Source organism: Streptomyces sp. NPDC050546 (assembly GCF_044457425.1).
In the GTDB taxonomy this organism is placed as follows: Bacteria; Actinomycetota; Actinomycetes; order Streptomycetales; family Streptomycetaceae; genus Streptomyces.
This window is the reverse complement of sequence record NZ_JBITGX010000017.1, coordinates 183,030-199,121: the sequence shown is the minus strand read 5'-3', so window position 1 is coordinate 199,121 and position 16,092 is coordinate 183,030. Positions and strand designations below refer to the sequence as shown.

Annotated in this window: 12 protein-coding genes and 3 pseudogenes; 8 read left to right on the top strand and 7 right to left on the bottom strand. The window is 69.1% G+C overall.

Annotated features, from left to right (window positions below; all coding sequences use genetic code 11):
• The first annotated feature begins 119 nt into the window (after positions 1–119).
• The 5 genes and pseudogenes from ACIBK5_RS34675 to ACIBK5_RS34655 all read left to right on the top strand — a co-directional run.
• Positions 120–1,124 (top strand): ketopantoate reductase family protein, encoded by a 1,005-nt coding sequence (locus ACIBK5_RS34675; RefSeq protein ID WP_399025922.1) that lies wholly within the window; start codon positions 120–122, stop codon positions 1,122–1,124.
• 706 nt (positions 1,125–1,830) lie between these two features.
• A complete protein-coding gene (locus tag ACIBK5_RS34670) occupies positions 1,831–3,012 on the top strand; it encodes an alpha/beta hydrolase family protein (protein ID WP_399025920.1) in 1,182 nt (393 codons plus the stop codon).
• 881 nt (positions 3,013–3,893) lie between these two features.
• Positions 3,894–4,391, top strand: coding sequence for a peptidylprolyl isomerase (locus tag ACIBK5_RS34665; protein WP_399025918.1), 498 nt, complete (start codon positions 3,894–3,896; stop codon positions 4,389–4,391).
• A 407-nt stretch (positions 4,392–4,798) separates the two neighbouring features.
• Positions 4,799–5,383, top strand: coding sequence for a DinB family protein (locus tag ACIBK5_RS34660; RefSeq protein WP_399025916.1), 585 nt, complete (start codon positions 4,799–4,801; stop codon positions 5,381–5,383).
• 33 nt (positions 5,384–5,416) lie between these two features.
• Positions 5,417–5,677 (top strand): annotated as a pseudogene (locus ACIBK5_RS34655) (transposase); the annotation flags it as partial.
• A 41-nt stretch (positions 5,678–5,718) separates the two neighbouring features.
• Here ACIBK5_RS34655 and ACIBK5_RS34650 read toward each other — a convergent pair.
• Positions 5,719–5,921 (bottom strand): annotated as a pseudogene (locus ACIBK5_RS34650) (GNAT family N-acetyltransferase); the annotation flags it as partial.
• A 241-nt stretch (positions 5,922–6,162) separates the two neighbouring features.
• Positions 6,163–7,341 carry an NlpC/P60 family protein gene (locus tag ACIBK5_RS34645; protein ID WP_399025914.1) on the bottom strand — a complete coding sequence of 393 codons (1,179 nt, stop codon included), beginning with the start codon at positions 7,339–7,341 and terminating at the stop codon, positions 6,163–6,165.
• Between the two features lie 687 nt (positions 7,342–8,028).
• Here ACIBK5_RS34645 and ACIBK5_RS34640 point away from each other — a divergent pair.
• Positions 8,029–9,093: a fatty acid desaturase family protein gene (locus tag ACIBK5_RS34640; protein ID WP_399025913.1), complete on the top strand. Its 1,065-nt coding sequence runs from the start codon at positions 8,029–8,031 to the stop codon at positions 9,091–9,093.
• A 7-nt stretch (positions 9,094–9,100) separates the two neighbouring features.
• Here the strand turns inward: ACIBK5_RS34640 and ACIBK5_RS34635 are convergent.
• The 3 genes and pseudogenes from ACIBK5_RS34635 to ACIBK5_RS34625 form a co-directional block, all read right to left on the bottom strand.
• A pseudogene (locus tag ACIBK5_RS34635) lies at positions 9,101–10,425 on the bottom strand (phytase).
• A 180-nt stretch (positions 10,426–10,605) separates the two neighbouring features.
• Complete coding sequence (locus tag ACIBK5_RS34630) at positions 10,606–11,928, bottom strand: aldehyde dehydrogenase family protein (protein WP_399025910.1); 1,323 nt, start codon at positions 11,926–11,928, stop codon at positions 10,606–10,608.
• Positions 11,929–12,021: 93 nt separating this feature from the next.
• Entirely contained in the window at positions 12,022–12,300 is a 279-nt protein-coding gene (locus ACIBK5_RS34625; RefSeq protein ID WP_399025908.1) for a hypothetical protein, read from the bottom strand.
• A 197-nt stretch (positions 12,301–12,497) separates the two neighbouring features.
• Here ACIBK5_RS34625 and ACIBK5_RS34620 point away from each other — a divergent pair, with 197 nt between their 5' ends.
• Positions 12,498–12,869 carry a hypothetical protein gene (locus tag ACIBK5_RS34620; protein WP_399025906.1) on the top strand — a complete coding sequence of 124 codons (372 nt, stop codon included), beginning with the start codon at positions 12,498–12,500 and terminating at the stop codon, positions 12,867–12,869.
• Between the two features lie 76 nt (positions 12,870–12,945).
• Positions 12,946–13,986, top strand: coding sequence for a VWA domain-containing protein (locus ACIBK5_RS34615; protein WP_399025904.1), 1,041 nt, complete (start codon positions 12,946–12,948; stop codon positions 13,984–13,986).
• Between the two features lie 93 nt (positions 13,987–14,079).
• On the opposite strand, the gene ACIBK5_RS34610 is transcribed toward ACIBK5_RS34615, so the two are convergent.
• Positions 14,080–14,754 (bottom strand): class I SAM-dependent methyltransferase, encoded by a 675-nt coding sequence (locus ACIBK5_RS34610; protein ID WP_399025902.1) that lies wholly within the window; start codon positions 14,752–14,754, stop codon positions 14,080–14,082.
• Positions 14,755–14,939: 185 nt separating this feature from the next.
• A complete protein-coding gene (locus ACIBK5_RS34605; protein WP_399025900.1) occupies positions 14,940–16,058 on the bottom strand; it encodes a serine hydrolase domain-containing protein in 1,119 nt (372 codons plus the stop codon).
• Positions 16,059–16,092: the final 34 nt, after the last annotated feature.

Below are 16,092 nucleotides of genomic sequence, written 5' to 3'. Positions count from 1 at the left end.
GCCGCAGGTGTTCGGTGGACCCAACACCGTGGCGAGGACGACCGCGCGACTGTCAACTGACAGCGGATCAAACCTGCTTCGAGTCGTACGCCACCGGAAGCGGAGAGCCAGGGAGCGGTATGCGCTACATCATCGTCGGGTCCGGAGCAGTCGGCGGTTCGATCGGGGGGCGGCTGCACGAGAGCGGCCAGTCAGTCGTCCTGGTCGCCCGCGGCGCACACTACGAAGCGCTGCGCGACAACGGGCTGCGGCTCATGGTGCCTACCGGCACACTCAACCTCGACGTGCCGGTGGTGGCACGGCCGCAGGACGTCGAACTGCGCGCGGACGATGTGCTCGTACTCGCCGTCAAGACCCAGGACAGCGTGGCCGCCCTGGACGCGTGGTCCGCGCGTCCGGTGGCGGGTGGCGGCACGGCCGGCGAACGCCTGGCGCTGGTGTGCGCCCAGAACGGAGTGGAGAACGAGCGCCTGGCGCTGCGCCGGTTCCGCGAGGTGTACGGCGTGTGCGTCGTCCTTCCCAGCACGCACCTGAACCCGGGTGAGGTCGTCGCGCCCTGCGGCCCGTACACCGGCGCCCTGGTCATCGGCCGGTACGGCACGGGCACGGACGGCGCTGCCCGGCGGATCGCGGACGACCTGGAGAAGGCCCGCTTTCTGGCTCCGGTAGCGACGGATGTGATGCGCTGGAAGTACGGCAAACTCCTCGGCAACCTCGCCAACGTGGTCGAGGCCGTGTGCGGCACTGCCTCGGCCGCCATGGAGCGGGACCTGATGGCCCGGGCGCAGGCCGAGGGTGCCGCAGCCCTCGATGCCGCGGGCATCGCCTACGCGAGTGGGGCCGAGATCACTGAACTGCGCAGCGGGACGGTCGACCCGCAACCGATCGCCGGCGAGCCCACTCGCGGCTCGTCCTGGCAGAGCCTGGCGCGGCGCGCGGGATCGATCGAGACGGACTACCTCAACGGCGAGATCGTGTTGCTCGGCCGGGAGCACGGCGTGCCCACCCCGGTGAACGCGGCCCTGCAACACGCCGCCAGGGAGAGCGTGCATCTGAGCCGGGAGCCGGGCAGCCTGACGGCTGCGGAGCTGAGCAAGCGCATCACGAAGGGCGGTACCGGTTGAGGTCGCGGGTCATCGCGGTGGCCGGGGCTGAGTCCCACACCTGGAAGACGTGTGTGGCGCGCCGTGGGGCCCTGACCACGGGTAGGGGTTCAAGGTTCACTCGCCAGCGGGATGCGCGGTTCATGCCGCAGGCGACGACGACTCCGTCGGCGTTGCCGACTGCGGCAGTGAGGCGGTGAGGCGGTGAGGCGGTGAGGCGGTGAGGCGGTGAGCAGCATGCCGGCGAGGTGCTCGGGCGAGGCGGCTGATGGCCCGGCGCAGGAGTTCATGGTCCACGGGTCCGTAGCGGTGCGGGGGTGGGCTGTCAGCCGGGCCCCGGGCTACCGGCTCCGGCGGCCGTGCAGGGCGGCCAGCAGCATCGGCAGTGCGTGCCGCAGTTCACGGTACCCGTACGTTCCGGTGTGGGTCCCGGGGTAAAGGCCTCTGGGCACCAGCACTGCCATCGCCCGCGGCCGCGCCCAGCGGAGCAAGGTCCTCCATGCCGATGGCGTGGAGGATCGGCTAGCGCTCTGACCGCATAGGTTCGCCGGGTTGGCGGTCGTGGCGGTTGAATGGGCGGTGATGTCCTCATCAGCGTGTCTCCACCGTGCAGACCGCGCCCTTGTCTGTCTGATACCGGGGTCTGACGGGATCCGCCGAGAGGGTTACGACCAACTACCCCTGTAGCCGGACGCGTTGTGGAGAACCAGGGCCTAGCTTCGACTGCATGATCTCCAGACGTCGCAGGGCCACTGTGGCCACTCTGCTCACCCTGGCTCTGTCCGCGCCGCTGTTGGGCGCCTCACCGGCCGCCTCCGTCAATGCCGCGCAGGCCGCGCCCCAAGTCCCGTATGGCAGAGAGTTGGAATTACCGTCCCCCACCGGTCCGTACCCCGTGGGCCGCCGCACCCTGCACCTGGTCGACCCGAACCGTACCGATCCATGGGTGCCGACGGCCGGTAACCGGGAGTTGATGGTGACGGTGTCCTACCCGGCACGCTCGGCGAGTGGACTGCCGGCGGCATATATGACCGACGAGGAGGCGCAGCTCCTCTTGGAGGCGAGGGGACTCGGCGGCGGCGTGCCCCACGAAACGGTTGCCGGGGCGCGTACCCATGCGCACGTGGGCACTCGTCCGGCGCCGGGGCGTTTCCCCCTGGTGCTGCTCTCCCCGGGCTTCTCGATGCCTCGTACCACACTCACTTCGATCGCCGACGATCTAGCGAGTCGCGGCTACGTCGTCGCCTTGGTGGACCACGCGTACGAATCCGTCGGCACCGCCTTCCCCGGGGGCCGGATGCTGACCTGTGTGGCCTGCGAACGGGACGACACTCTGGAGGAGCGGGCGGCTGTTGTGCGCGGCCGGGCCAAGGACATGTCCTTCGTGATCAGCGAGCTGACCAACGGCCGACGGGCCGGGACGCTGTCCCATGTGATCGACCCGCGCCGGATCGGAATAGGGGGGCATTCGATCGGGGGTGCAACGGCGGCGGCAACCATGGCCGCCGACCGTCGTGTGCGGGCGGGGGCCGACCTGGACGGTAACTTCTCTCTCCCCCCTGCGGCGGCAAATCCCGGCGGGCGCCCGTTCATGATGCTCGGCGCCGAGTCCACTCACAGCCCCAACAGCCCGACGACCGACTGGCCCAACGTGTGGAATCACCTGAACGGCTGGAAACGCTGGCTGACCGTGGCCGGCGCTGGACACTTCTCCTTCACGGACCTGCCGTATCTGGCCGGGCAGTTGGGCCTGCCGGACCCTGCCACACCGCTGTCGGGAGAACGCGGGTGGCGCATAACCCGCGACTACGTGTCAGCCTTCTTCGACCTTCACCTGCGGGGCATGTCGCAGCCGCTCCTCGACGGCCCCAAGGCCACGCATCCCGAGGTCGCATTCCAGCAACCGTGACCTAGCGCCCGGTAAGCCCTCCTCGCCGGACGAGCGGGGTGGTCAGCGTTGCCCCCCGAGGCTCCGCGACCCTGTCCACCTCGCTCGCATCACCCACCTCCCTCGGTTGTGCCGTTCGCCGGTCGGCGGCGAAGGGCGTGCCGACCGGCTGCTGTCGTCGGCGCGCAACGACGGGTACCGGGAAGCCGGGCGCAAGATCGTCGGCGGTGGCCGCCGAGAAAGCGCGGACCTCACGCAGCGAGGCGTGCCACGATCATGGCCGGGCAAACCCGGTACAGCCGTCGGGGAAAGGATTGACCGTGCCCGAGACGGGCTGGTGGGAGTCAGTTGATTCCCTGCGTCCCTGTCGGGGCTTCGGCGCCGGTCGGGGAGCAGCGCCTGCGTCGGGAGGGGGCCGTCCTGGACGACGTCGGCGGCGCGCGGCCCGGGCTCAGCCTGTTTGTCGGGGCGGCCTCGGCTATCGGCGCGGGCCGCTGCCAGGTGTCACACCGACCTGCGCGGGGATGACGGTGGAGAACTGCTCGGGAGCAGCTCAGCTGCCTCGCGGGAAGCAGCCGAACTCTGTCCCCCGTTCTGTGCCCCACCAGCATCGCGCGCGGCAGGCATCTCGGCCCAACAGGCGCACCACGGTACGCCCATCCGCCCTCGGAGGGGAAGGCCACCTGGCCGGCATTGCGCTGACCGAATACGAGCGGGCGGAAGAACCCCGATCAGGAGAAGGCCGTACGGCGGCGGATTGTCGACAGACTGTTCTGATGTGGCCGACATTGAGTACCGCCTCTGCGCGGTCCCGCGGCTCGGTGCCACGCGGTCTGTGGGTGGGCGGAAGGGACCCCGGGGTGCTTGGGTAGATGCGGACTGCCAGATGACAGGATGGGGGCATGACTATCAAGGTGTTCTTTGACATCACCATCGACGATGTTCCTGCCGGCCGGATCAACATGAACCTGTTCGACGACGTCGCCCCCAAGACCGCGGAGAACTTCCGCGCGCTGGCGACCGGCGAGAAGGGCTTCGGTTACAAGGGCTCCTCCTTCCACCGCGTCATCCCGGAGTTCATGCTCCAGGGCGGTGACTTCACCCGCGGCGACGGCACGGGTGGCAAGAGCATCTACGGCGAGAAGTTCGCCGACGAGAACTTCACGCTCAAGCACACCAAGCCAGGCCAGCTCTCCATGGCCAACGCCGGCCCGAACACCAATGGCTCTCAGTTCTTCATCACCACGATCGTGACGTCGTGGCTTGACGGCAAGCACGTCGTGTTCGGGGAGGTCGCCGACGAGAGCAGCATGGAGCTCGTACGGAAGATCGAGGGCTACGGCTCGCGATCCGGCCGTACCTCGGCCACCGTCACCATCGCCGACTCCGGCGCTCTCTGACACTTCGCCCGGCTGTTCGGTGGGAGCTGGCGGCCTGGAGACGGATGTACGCGGGATAGAGACCGAGGTGCTCCTCCAGGGTGCGGCTTGCGCGGGTCGTTGAACTCGGCTTCCTTGACCGTGGTAGCCCGGAGGTCCATGTCCTCCTTGTTCTCCTCCCCCAGCACGAGTACGTCTTCGCGCATTTCTCGAAGCGGGGGTCGCCGAGAGGCGGCCCCCGTACCAGCCGACATCGTCGGCACTCGAGCGCCGAACCGGTCACGGGCCTGCCTTCACGTGGCAAGTTCCGCGAGCTTCTTGTAGCAGGTCAGGGCGGCGGCCATCGCCAGGCCTCGGCTCTGCCAGTCGTTGTGGGCCACGTAACGGGATCTTGAGACCACGAGCGGCCCATGACAGGCTCATGCCGCATGATCAATGAAGTCGCGAAAGACAACCTGCACGGGAGACTGCGGCGGGACCGCAAGGCGCTGCTCTGGAAACTCGACGGCTTGTCCGAATACGACGCCCGCCGACCTTTGACAGCGACCGGGACCAACCTCCTCGGCTTGGTCAAACACGTGGCCACCGTCGAGGCCAGGTACTTCGGGGAGGTCTTCGACCGCCCTTCCCCGGAACCGCTGCCCCGGTGGCAGGACTCGAACGGCAGCGATCTGTGGGCGACCGAGGACGAGACCCGCGATCAGATCATCGGGTTCTACCGGCGCACGTGGGAACACTCGGACGCGACGATCAACGAGCTTTCCCTCGACACCCCCGGCCACGTGCCGTGGTGGCCGGAGCCTTATCCCAACACGAACCTGTTCGCCATCATGGTCCATGTCCTTGGCGAGTCCATCCGGCATGCCGGGCACGCCGACATCCTGCGCGAGGGCCTCGACGGCCGAACCGGGGTGCGCGCCGAAAACGAGCAGCAGATCGACGAAGAAGCTCGTGCAGCCTACTGCGCGAAGATCGAGCAGGCCGCCAGGGCGGCCGCACCAATCAAGGCTTAGAGGTTGTCTCACGTGACTTGATGTTCGTGCGGCATGACGCCGGTCATGGATGCTGATCTATCGAAGAGTCTGGTTCCTGATGAACTCTGGGAGCTGGCCGCCCCGTTGCTGCCGTCGTTCGCTGCACGTCCGCAAGGTGGTGGGACCGCTCCGTGTGACGAGCGGGCCGTGTTCACGGCAGTGGTGTACGCGCTGACCAACTGCTGTGCCTGGCGGCATCTGCCGCCGACGTTCGGCACGTTGCCCGCCACCGCACATCGCCGCTTCACGGCATGGACCGAGGTCGGCCTGTGGCGTCGGCTGCACCGAGCGGTGCTGGGCGGACTCGAGGTGTTGAAGCCGAGACTGTGGTGGAAGGCGATTGAGCCGGTGTTCGCGATGACGTGATCGCCCTCAACTGTCGTGCACCGTGACGTTGCGCTGCTTCGGCGAACGCCGTGACCAGACGACGCCCGAGACCGGTGCCACGGGCGTCGTCCCTCGTGGCAATCGCTCGGGCCACCAAGCAGATGGAATCGAACTCCTGGACCAGCGTAAGGTTCAGTGGGAAGTCAAGGCGCATGAGGCGGTGCTAGCCGGCTGTCAGGTCGTCGAGGGGCTGACCAACTCCATCGACCCCGATGTCGCCGAGGCGGCCAGCAAGCTGCTCGACGCCCTCGATGCAGAGGAGACCCAGCGACTTCCAGGCGGCGAACCGAGGCGTCTGCCGCTTCGGTCCTGCCGCTCGGAGATGCCCGGCTTCGTACCAACCATGCGTTCGCCCAGCTGGCGGGTCGGCGTCACGCCGGGCGGATCGCGCCCTTGATCGCCGACCGGCCGGCGAAGAAGACCGACTCCTCACGGATGCGCGCTCCTGGACCCGGGGCGTGAATCATCGTGCCTTCGCCGCTGCAGATGCCGACGTGGCTGAGGTCGTCGTGAAAGAAGACCAGGTCTCCGACCTGGGCATCAGCGAGCGAGATCTGCGTTCCCGCTCTCCACTGGGCCTCGGTGGTTCGTGGAAGCGTGACGTCGGCGGCCCTCCACGCGGCCTGGGCGAGGCCGGGGGCGTCGTACGATCCCGGCCCGACAGCGCCCCACACGCAGGGCCGATCGATCTGTGCTCGGGCGAAGGCGATCACCCGCTCAGCCCGGGTCCTGTGGGGGGTGGCCGGAGACAGCCAGGATCCGTCGTAGGTGGCTGATGTGACGGTGGTGGAGGTGGCTTCCCATGCCGCAGTCGTGGCTTGTGTCGTCGGGGCGGGTGTGGTCGTCGGCTCAGCGGGGAGCGCCGGAGCAAGCGCTGCCGTGGCAGGTTCAGGGATGTCCGGCAGACCGGTGCCATAGGCCGCGAGAGGAACGGGACCGGTGGGCAGCGCCGCAGTGGGCTGCAGCGCGGGCACCGGGCCGTGCTCCGAGGAGGCCGCTGCTCCGGGCTCGTACCGCGGCCACGCCGCCGTGCTGTTGCCGGGGGCCGACCGCTCATCGACACGCCAGGCGCTCTCGTCCTGCTGGGGATTGTCTGCCGCACCGGGTGCGACGGGCCGCCCGGAGAGTTGCGGGAGGGCAGCAGTCGTCGGTGCCTGAGCCGATCCGCCGGTCAGCTCCCACGCACCGTTGGTGGACGCCTTGGGCGCTTCGAGGGCGAGAGGCTTTGCGGGACGTTCCGCCGGGCGCGCAGATGGCGCTGCCTGGGGCGCGCGGTCGGGACGGGCCGGCAACCTCTTGTCCGGCAGCGACGCCGGTACCGTCGGGCCCAGTTTGGTACGGGCGGCGTCGAACCATTGCCGGGCAAACGCTCCGAACGCGGGCTCCGCGTCCTCACGGGAACCGTCGCGGGCGGCCGGACCCCGCTGGCGCGGGATCGAGGCAGCGCGGGTCGCGTTGAACGTGCCCGAGTCGCTCTCGGCCCGGTCGTAGAGGCTGTCGACATACCGCCGGACCTCGTCAGGGCTCGGCGTCTCGCTCTCAGTCGCCAACGCGGGCACCACCAGATCGCGAGAGCCGGGCCTCGACAGTGAGGGCCACCGAGGCAAGGGAGTTCACCTTGTCCGCGATGCCGGTCACTCCGAGGCGCGAGGTTCGTTCCGGCGCCATGGAATGGGCGCTCCTTTCATCCGAGTGCACAAGACCGCCAGCCAATCGGTGGAACTCGTGCAGACAGTGGTCAACTTAGCCAACTTGTGAGCCTTCCGTGAAGATCGAAGCCGCAAATGCCCGAAATGCTTCTGTGATCTTGGTCCCTCCGTTCACGACCCTCATCCCACGCGGTCGCCCTTGCGCAAGCTGATGTCGCCGACCGCGCCGGCCGGGCGTCGACCCTGGAGAGCTGTGCGTCTGCAGCCGCAACGAGAAGTGTCTCCGTGGTTCCCGTCACCGGCGTGCTGTGTGCCCGGAACGGCGCCAGTATCGATGGCACGGCGCGAACACGGACGCGTCGATGTCCCCGACGGCCCCCTGGGTCAGAAACCTTCGACTCACCAGAGGAGACGCTCCCGGCGCCCCGCGCCAGGCGACGCGCTCGCTCACCGTCGGCAACGGTGAGATGTGTCGGCGAAAGGGGCCTGGCTGCGGTCTTCCCCCGGAACGATGGTGGCGTTAACTCCACCTCGTTCTGGGGGCGGACGCCATTCTGCCGCAGGAGAAGGGTCTGAATACTGAGCCCCATGACCAAATCATTGGCGCTTCCGGTGGACCCGTCGACGCGAGGAGATGGACAGCAGCAGAACAGGGGAAGCGACTTCTCCGAATTGTCTCGGCGTATGGCCGAGGCCGGGCTTCTCCGGCGCCGTCCGCTGTATTACACGGTCCGATTCGGACTGGTCGCCCTCGCTCTCGCGGCGTGTATCGGGGCGTTTCTCACACTGGGGGACAGCTGGGGCCAGTTGTTCGTCGCCGTCGCGCTGGCCGTGGTCTTCGGACAACTCGGACTGGCCGCCCACGACCTCGCCCACCGGCAGGTCTTTTCCCGCCGGCGGCCCAGCGAGGCAGGGGGACTGCTGGTCGCCGACCTGTTGCTGGGCATGAGCTACGGGTGGTGGATGAACAAGCACACCCGGCATCACGCGAACCCCAATCACGAGGGAAAGGACCCGGACGTCTCGCCGGACATTCTCGTCTGGTCGCGTCGGCAGGCGCGCAGGGCCCGGGGTCTGCCGCGTTTCGTCGGAAAGCACCAGGCGGCGCTCTTCTTTCCGCTGCTGACGCTGGAAGGTCTGAATCTGAGCTTCAGCAGCTTCCGGGCTCTCAAGAGTCCGTCGGTGAAAAGGCCCGCACTCGAGGGAACGCTGCTCGTGGCTCATTTTGTGGTGTACTTCGGCGGCCTGTTCACCGTCCTGTCCCCCGCCAAGGCGCTCCTTTTCCTCGCAGTCCACCAGGGCCTGTTCGGCATCTACCTCGGTTCGGTGTTCGCACCCAACCACAAGGGGATGCCGATGATCGAAGAGGGGACCCGGCTGGACTTCCTGCGTCGCCAGGTCCTCACCTCGCGCAATGTCCAAGGCGGCGCGCTGGTCGACACCTTCATGGGCGGGCTCAACTACCAGATCGAGCACCACCTCTTCCCCAGTATGCCGACACCCGCACTCGCCAGGGCGCAGGTCATCACCGAGCGGTACTGCGCGGAGTTGGGGATCCCGTACCACCGGACCGGGCTGATCGCCTCGTACCGGGAGGCGCTGCGCCACCTCAGGAGTGTCGGCGAACCGCTGCGCACCCCGGCCGTGGGCTGACCCCGGTTTACAGGTCGGCGGCGTCCACCACGTCGCGCAGGTCGACGAACTTGAAGCCGGGGTCGCGGTGCGCGAGCCGCCCTCTCCGGCGGGGACTTCAGGGGTCTCGTGACCGTCCTGGACGACCAGCAGGCCGTTCGGGTAGCGACTGCCGAGCGGTGCGTTCAGTACGGCGGCGCCGTCGCACTCCTCAGACCCGTCGAGGGTCGGCGAGGCCGCGCCGACGCGGAAGCCGCCCTCGTACTCGTTGTTCTCGCTGATCTCACGGTCGTAGAGGGCGAAGGTGTCGTCGCCCTGGCTGGAGGCGAAGAGGTAGCCGTCGCCGTCCCGCTCCTGGAACAGCGTCAGGCCCTCGACGTCCGCGGAGAGCCGCTTGCCGCCGAAGCCGGGGTCGGCGCCGGCCGTGCACTCCTCGGTCGCCTCGTCGTAGACGCCGGGGACGCCGTACTCGCGGACCTTGTCCACCAGGACCGGCTCGGTGGTCAGGTCGGCGCGTATCCGCCAGACGCCGATGTCCTCCTGGCCGGCGTAGAGCGTGCCGGTGGCGGGGTCCACCACCATGCCCTCGACCTGTGGAAGTTCGCCGGGCTCCGCGCAGGGGGACCACATCGTGCCGTTCGGCAGACGGAAGGACGCGGGCAGGTCGAGAGCGCGGACCTTGCGGTAGGTGACCGTCCCGCTCGCGGTCGGCGTCAGCTCGACCAGTGCGAGGCGGGTCCGCTCTCGCCGGCTGACCAGGGCGTAGGTACGCCCGGTGGACTTGTCCTGCCAGGTGGCGAGGCCGTACGCGGTGCGCTGGTCGTTGATCTCGGCCTGGTCGGTGGAGAAGACCGGGGCGGCGGCGGGGTCGGTGATGTCGGTCAGTGGGCCGCCGGACCTGGACGGGTCGATGCGGTAGATCCGCAGCCGGTCGTTGCCGCGGTCGCTGACCACGGCCACGTCGACCCGGCCGGTGGAGGTGCGCAGACCGGTGACGAGGTCGACGTTGTTGTACCGGCCAGGTGCGTCGCCCTCGGCGGGCGGACGGGGGGCGGGCAGCGACTGCACCAGGCGGGCGTCCAGGTCGTACACCTTCAGTCCGCCCTCCTTGGCGGTCGCGAGGACGAGGCTGCGGCCGGGGTCGGCCGCGTTGCGCCAGATCGCCGGATCGTCGGCGTCGGAGTTGCCGCCCGCCTCGTCGTCGTAGAGGGCGGGGGTCTCGCCGACGGGCTTCACCATCGGCAGGTCCCCGCCGACGGCCCCGGCCCGGGTGGGGGCCAGGGCCAGGAGGAAGAGCGCGGCGGTGGACAGGGCGAGGGCGGCGGTTCTGCGCCGGGTTCGGTGTGTTCTCACAGCCACTTCCTTGGTCGATGTCGAGGACATGCCGATGGTGCGGGGAGAACTTTGCGCGCGGGAGGCCGCGTGCTGTACATGTGCTCACGGAAGAGCCGACTGCACGCCAACTGCCGTTCAACGCCCAACGGTACGGACATGAGCGGTGTTGTGAAGAGAACCGGCGCCGCACTGGATGCGTCAGCGCAGGGGCTTGTTCAGGACCGCCTTGCGGTGACTGAAGGTCTCGAGGGAGTAGCGGCCGTGGTAGTTGCCCATGCCGCTCTCCCCCACCCCGCCGAACGGCAGGTCGGAGACGGTGAGATGGGCGAGCGGCAGGCCGTGGCCCAGGCCGCCCGAGGAGGTCTCGGCGGCGAACCGGCGCCGCGTCCCTTCGGACTCGGTGAAGACGTACAGGGCGAGCGGCTTGTCCCGGTCGTTGATGAAGTCGATCGCCTCGTCCAGACCGGGGACCGTGACGATCGGGAGTATCGGGCCGAAGATCTCCTCCCGCATGACGGGCGCGTCGGGGTCGACGTCGGCCAGGACGGTGGGCGCGAGGTACTTCGCCGTCCGGTCACTCGTGCCGCCCACGACGGTGCGGCCGGAGTCGAGCAGGCCGGTGAGCCGGTCGAAGTGCCGTTCGTTGATGATCCGCCCGTATTCGCCGGAGGCGGCCGGGTCGCTGCCGTACAGCCCCTTCACGGCGTTCGCGAGCAGTGGTTCCAGAGCCGCCGCGGTCTCCGGATCGGTCAGGACGTAGTCGGGGGCGACGCAGGTCTGTCCGGCGTTGAGGAACTTGCCGCGGGCCAGCCGGTCGGCGACGACGGCCAGGTCGGTGTCGCGGTCGACGAACGCAGGTGACTTTCCCCCGAGTTCGAGGGTGACCGGGGTGAGGTGCTCGGCGGCGGCGCGCAGCACGATACGGCCGACCGTGCCGTTGCCGGTGTAGAAGATGTGGTCGAAACGTTCAGCCAGCAGGGCTGTGGTCTCGGGAACCCCTCCCTCCACCACGGCGACGGCGTCGGTGTCGAGGTACGTCGGCAGCAGCCGGGCCAGGACGGCGGAGGTGGCGGGGGCCAGCTCGCTCGGCTTGGCGACCACCGTGTTGCCCGCGGCCAGGGCGCCGACGACGGGGGCGAGCAGGAGCTGGGCGGGGTAGTTCCAGGGCGCGATGACGAGAACGACGCCGAGCGGGTCGTACTGCGTCCAGACCGTCACGTCCGTACCGAGGTGGACCGGGCTCGGGGCGGGCTCGGGGCGCAGCCAGCCGGCGAGGTGGTCGAGGGTGTGGTCGATCTCCCGGACGGTGAAGTCGATCTCGGTGCGATAGGCCTCGGTGGCGCTCTTGCCCAGGTCGGCGTGGAGAGCGGCGGCGATGTCCGCGCCGTTCTCCGTGAGCATGTCGCGCAGTCGTCGCAGTTGGGCCGTGCGCCACTCCTCGGACTTGGTGCGTCCGGTGCGGAAGGTGGCGCGCAGTCGGGCGACGACGTCGGCGGGCTGCTCAGGGGCGGAGTGGTTCACGAGTACCTCACAGGCTCACAGTCGGATGTATATACCAACCTTCTGACCGCTCTCCTGCATTCCAACGGTTCCGCACCACATCCGTGCTGTGTGTCACAGCAGGTCGAGTGCCTCGCCGCAGGGCGCGCGGCGGGCGGTGGGCGGTGGGCGGTGGGCGGTGGGCGGTGGGCGGGCCACGTATACGCCCGTGCCGCCGACGCCGACGATGTCCGGGGTGACGTCGCCGGTGACGTCGGCGAGGAACAGAGGGTGCTTCTCGGCAAGCCAGCCGCCGACCTGCCGGCCGTGGCCGAATGCCTTGAGAGCCGGCTGAAGGTGCCGTCGCCTCTGCCGGAGGCCGTCACGGCGCCCTTCGCGGGGCTTGAGTCCCACGATGTCCGCTCGGCCGGCTCCTTGCTTTCCTTGCTGTCCTTGCTGTCCTTGCTGGTCACTGCGGCGAACTCGGCGGCCTTCGGCGAGGGAGAGAGGCATCCGCTGCCGGGCGCTCGTTGAGGAGGCCGATGGTCACAGTCGGGGTCATTCACGCCTCGGGCGGTGCCGAACGCGGCATTCCGTGGTGCAGTCGGGCCATGGCCTCACCGTCCACGGACGACCCTCCCTCCGATGCGCCTCCCGGACGCGAACGCCCTTCCCGGCTGATCGACATCGCCGTCGGCCTGCTCTTCCTGGTCGCGGACGCGGTCATCGTCGCCGCCGCCGCGCTGCTGTTCTTCATGGTCGGCATGGGGAGCGCGCAGTCGCCGTACTCGGCGCAGCCCGCGCACTCCCGGGACGTCCCGGTCCTGACGTGGCTGGTCGTCTGGGGTGTTCCGGCCGTGGCGGCGACCAGCGCCGTCGTGCACACCCGTCTGCGGATGCCCGTCACCGCCGTCGTGCAGAGCCTGTTCACCCTCGTCGGCACGCTGCTGGCCGTGGTCTGGACGCGCATGCTGCTGTCCTGAGGCCGGCGGACCAAGATCGATTGTCAGTGGTGGGTGAGAGGATCGGAGCATCAAGTCGGAACAAGGGGGAGCTGTGATGACCGGAAGCCAGAATTACATCAACCACGTTGCTCTAGTGCTGGATGCCAGCTCGTCCATGTCGCACCTGAGCCGCAAGGTCGTCGAGGTCGCCGACCAGCAGATCGCCTATCTCGCCCGCCGTTCGAGGGAATTGGACCAGGAAACCCGCGTCACGGTGTACGTCTTCGCCGACAAGGTGGAGTGCGTCATCTACGACAAGGACGTGCTGCGCATGCCGTCGCTGAAGCAGCTGTACCGTACCGGTGGAATGACGGCGCTCCTGGCGGCCGCACTGAAGTCGCAGCGGGAGCTGGCGCAGACCGCGCAACTGTATGGCGACCACAGCTTTTTGACGTTCGTGCTCACCGACGGTCAGGAGAACGCGAGCCACCGCTGCGGGGATTTCTCCGGCCAGAACCCACGCCAACTGGTCCAGGCCGTGGCCGAGATGATCGCGACGCAGCAGGACAACTGGACGCTGGCCGTCCTGGTGCCCGACCAGATGGGCAAGCGCGAGGCCATGCAGTGCGGTTTCCCCAAGGACAACATCGCCATATGGGACGCCACCAGCACACAGGGCCTGGAGGAGGCCGGGCAGGTCATCCGGCAGGCCACGGAGAACTTCATGATGGGCCGCGCCCAGGGCATTCGGGGATCGCGCGCGGTGTTCTCCACCGGCGCGGAAGCGGTCAACGAGAACACCATCAAGGCAGCCGGCCTCAGCCCGGTCGATCCGTCGAAGTATCAATTGATCCCGGTCTCTCGCGACGCGGCCATCAAGGAATGGGTCGTCGAATGCGGACACGCCTACCGGACCGGTGGGGCGTTCTACCAGCTGAGCAAATCGGAGAAGATCCAGGCGCAGAAGCAGATCGCGGTCCTGGAGAAGAAGACGGACCGCGTGTACACGGGACCCGAAGCCCGGGCTCTGCTCGGCCTGCCCGACACGGAAGTTCGCGTCAAGCCAGACCACAACGACCACTTCACCATCTTTGTGCAGAGCACCAGCGTCAACCGGAAACTCGTGGCGCATACACGGCTGCTGCTCATGATCTGACTTCGATGTGAGGCCCAGCACCGGGTGCGCTGCTTCGCGATCGACCCCGCGGAACCCGACGCAACGCCGTCCGTCCGTGGGGCCGGCCGTGGCTCATGCGCGGCGAACCGCGTATCCCAGGTACGTCACCACCGGGCTGCCCTCCGGTTCGAGCACCATGTCGACGAGCTCCGGCAGCTGGTCGTCGGTCAGCGTGCCGCGCCTGCGCCCGCGCGTCGCGCGCATCAGGCGGCGTGCGTCGCGCGGCTTGAACGCCGAGACGTCCCTCGCGGCGAGTCCTGCCCGGTCGAGGGACTCGGCAAGTTCCGCCGGGCGGCGCAGCCGGTGCGCGGCGTATCGGCCCCGGGGCATGATCCGTGTGCCCGGGAAGGCTTGGAAGGCACCTAGGTAGACGAGGCGGGACAAGGGGGTGCGGTTCACCGTGTCGTAGACGAAGGCCGCGCCGGGGCGCAGCACACGGGCCGCTTCGCGGAGGACCGCGTCCCGCCGTTCGGTGATCTCGAGGGTGTCGGCGCAGTACACGAGGTCGAAGGAGTCGTCGGGGACGTCGAGTTCCTCGGCGGGCGTCGTCAGGTATGTGACGCCCAGCCCGGCGTCCGCTTCCCTGGCCAGGGCGGTCGCGGCGGAGGAAGGATCGGCGGCTACGACCTCGAATCCGAGCCGGGCGAGGCCTCGGGCCAGGAGGCCGCGCCCGCTGCCGACGACGAGCGCCCGGCTGCCGGCCGCCGCGAGGTTCAGCTCCTCGAGCACGCGCCGCAGGTACTCCATCCGTACGGACTGGAAGGTCAGTGCCCGGATGTGGCGGCCGTCGATGGTCGCGGGTCCGGCCGAGTCGAGTGCGATGTGCGGGACGGTGGGGATGGCAGGCTCCCTCGACGGTCAGGGGAAGGTTCCCTGACGGAACCTAACATCAACGTCTTTCCAGCGGATCTCGTTGCCGGCCCGGGCCCTGTTCACCCGGGTGTACTCCCCGAGTGAGGCGCACAGGGCCGGACCGCCGACGACACCTCGGTCAGGAACTGCTCCACCTCGCTCCCCCAGCGTGAGGCGATCACCAGGTCGCGTGCCGGGTCCACCCACAGCAGGTGGTTGCCGCCGTTGCCGCGGGCGCAGCGGCCGGTGCGCGGGGCCCGGGGCCATACCGTTCCGTGGTCGTTGAGCCACCAGGACAGGCCGTACTCGGGCTTGACCGGGCAGGGCGTCCACAACTCCTCGATCCAGTGCCGCGACAGGACGCGCCGCCCGCCCCACCTCCCGCCCCGCAGGCAGAGCAGGCCGACGCGGGCCAGGTCCAGGGCGCTGATCCACAGTCCGCCGCCCCAGTGCGCGCCGCCGGAGACCACCGGCACCTCGGTGCCGTCGAGGGTGATCACGGCGTGGTCGTAGCCGTGCCAGGACCAGCCGTCGGAGGCACCGGCCGGTGTCATGACGCGGTCGCGGAGAACGTCCGGCAAGGGGCGGCGGAACAGGGCCGTGAGCGCCAGGGCGGTCAGGTTGACGCGCACGTCGTTGTACGCCCAGCCGGCGCCGGGCGGTCCGCCCGCCGACTCGGTTCCCTCACGGGTGCTCTGCGCGTCCACCCAGGTCGGCTTGGACCACAGCTCACCCTCCCACTGGCTGGTCTGGTCCAGCAGGTGGCGCCAGGTGATCGACCGCCCGTGGGGTGTGTCGAACTGGGGCAGGTCCACGGTCTTGCACACTGGTTCGTCCAGACGCAGCGCCCCGTCGTCGTAGGCGATGCCCGCCACCAGCGACAGCACGCTCTTCGTGGCGCTGTAGGCCATCTCGGCGCGCGTGGGGTCGCCCCATGAGGCGAGCACCGTGCCGGCCCGGACCACCACACCGCTCGCCCCCTGTCCGTCGAGGAGCGGGCCGACGACCTCACGGTGCGATGTGTCGGACACCTGGCGGGCGAGATACGACGCCATGTCGTCGATGCCCGCCACCGCCCGCTCCGCCTGCTCGCGCACGGCCCGCGCGAGTGCCGCCGCGTCCACGCCCTCCCAGGGGTCCAGGGTCCGCTCGCCGGTTTCCAGGACCTCTCCGCCGTATCGCGATGTCACTGCGTCCACGCCTGTCCTCCGCCGCCTGTCGGCACATGTGTTC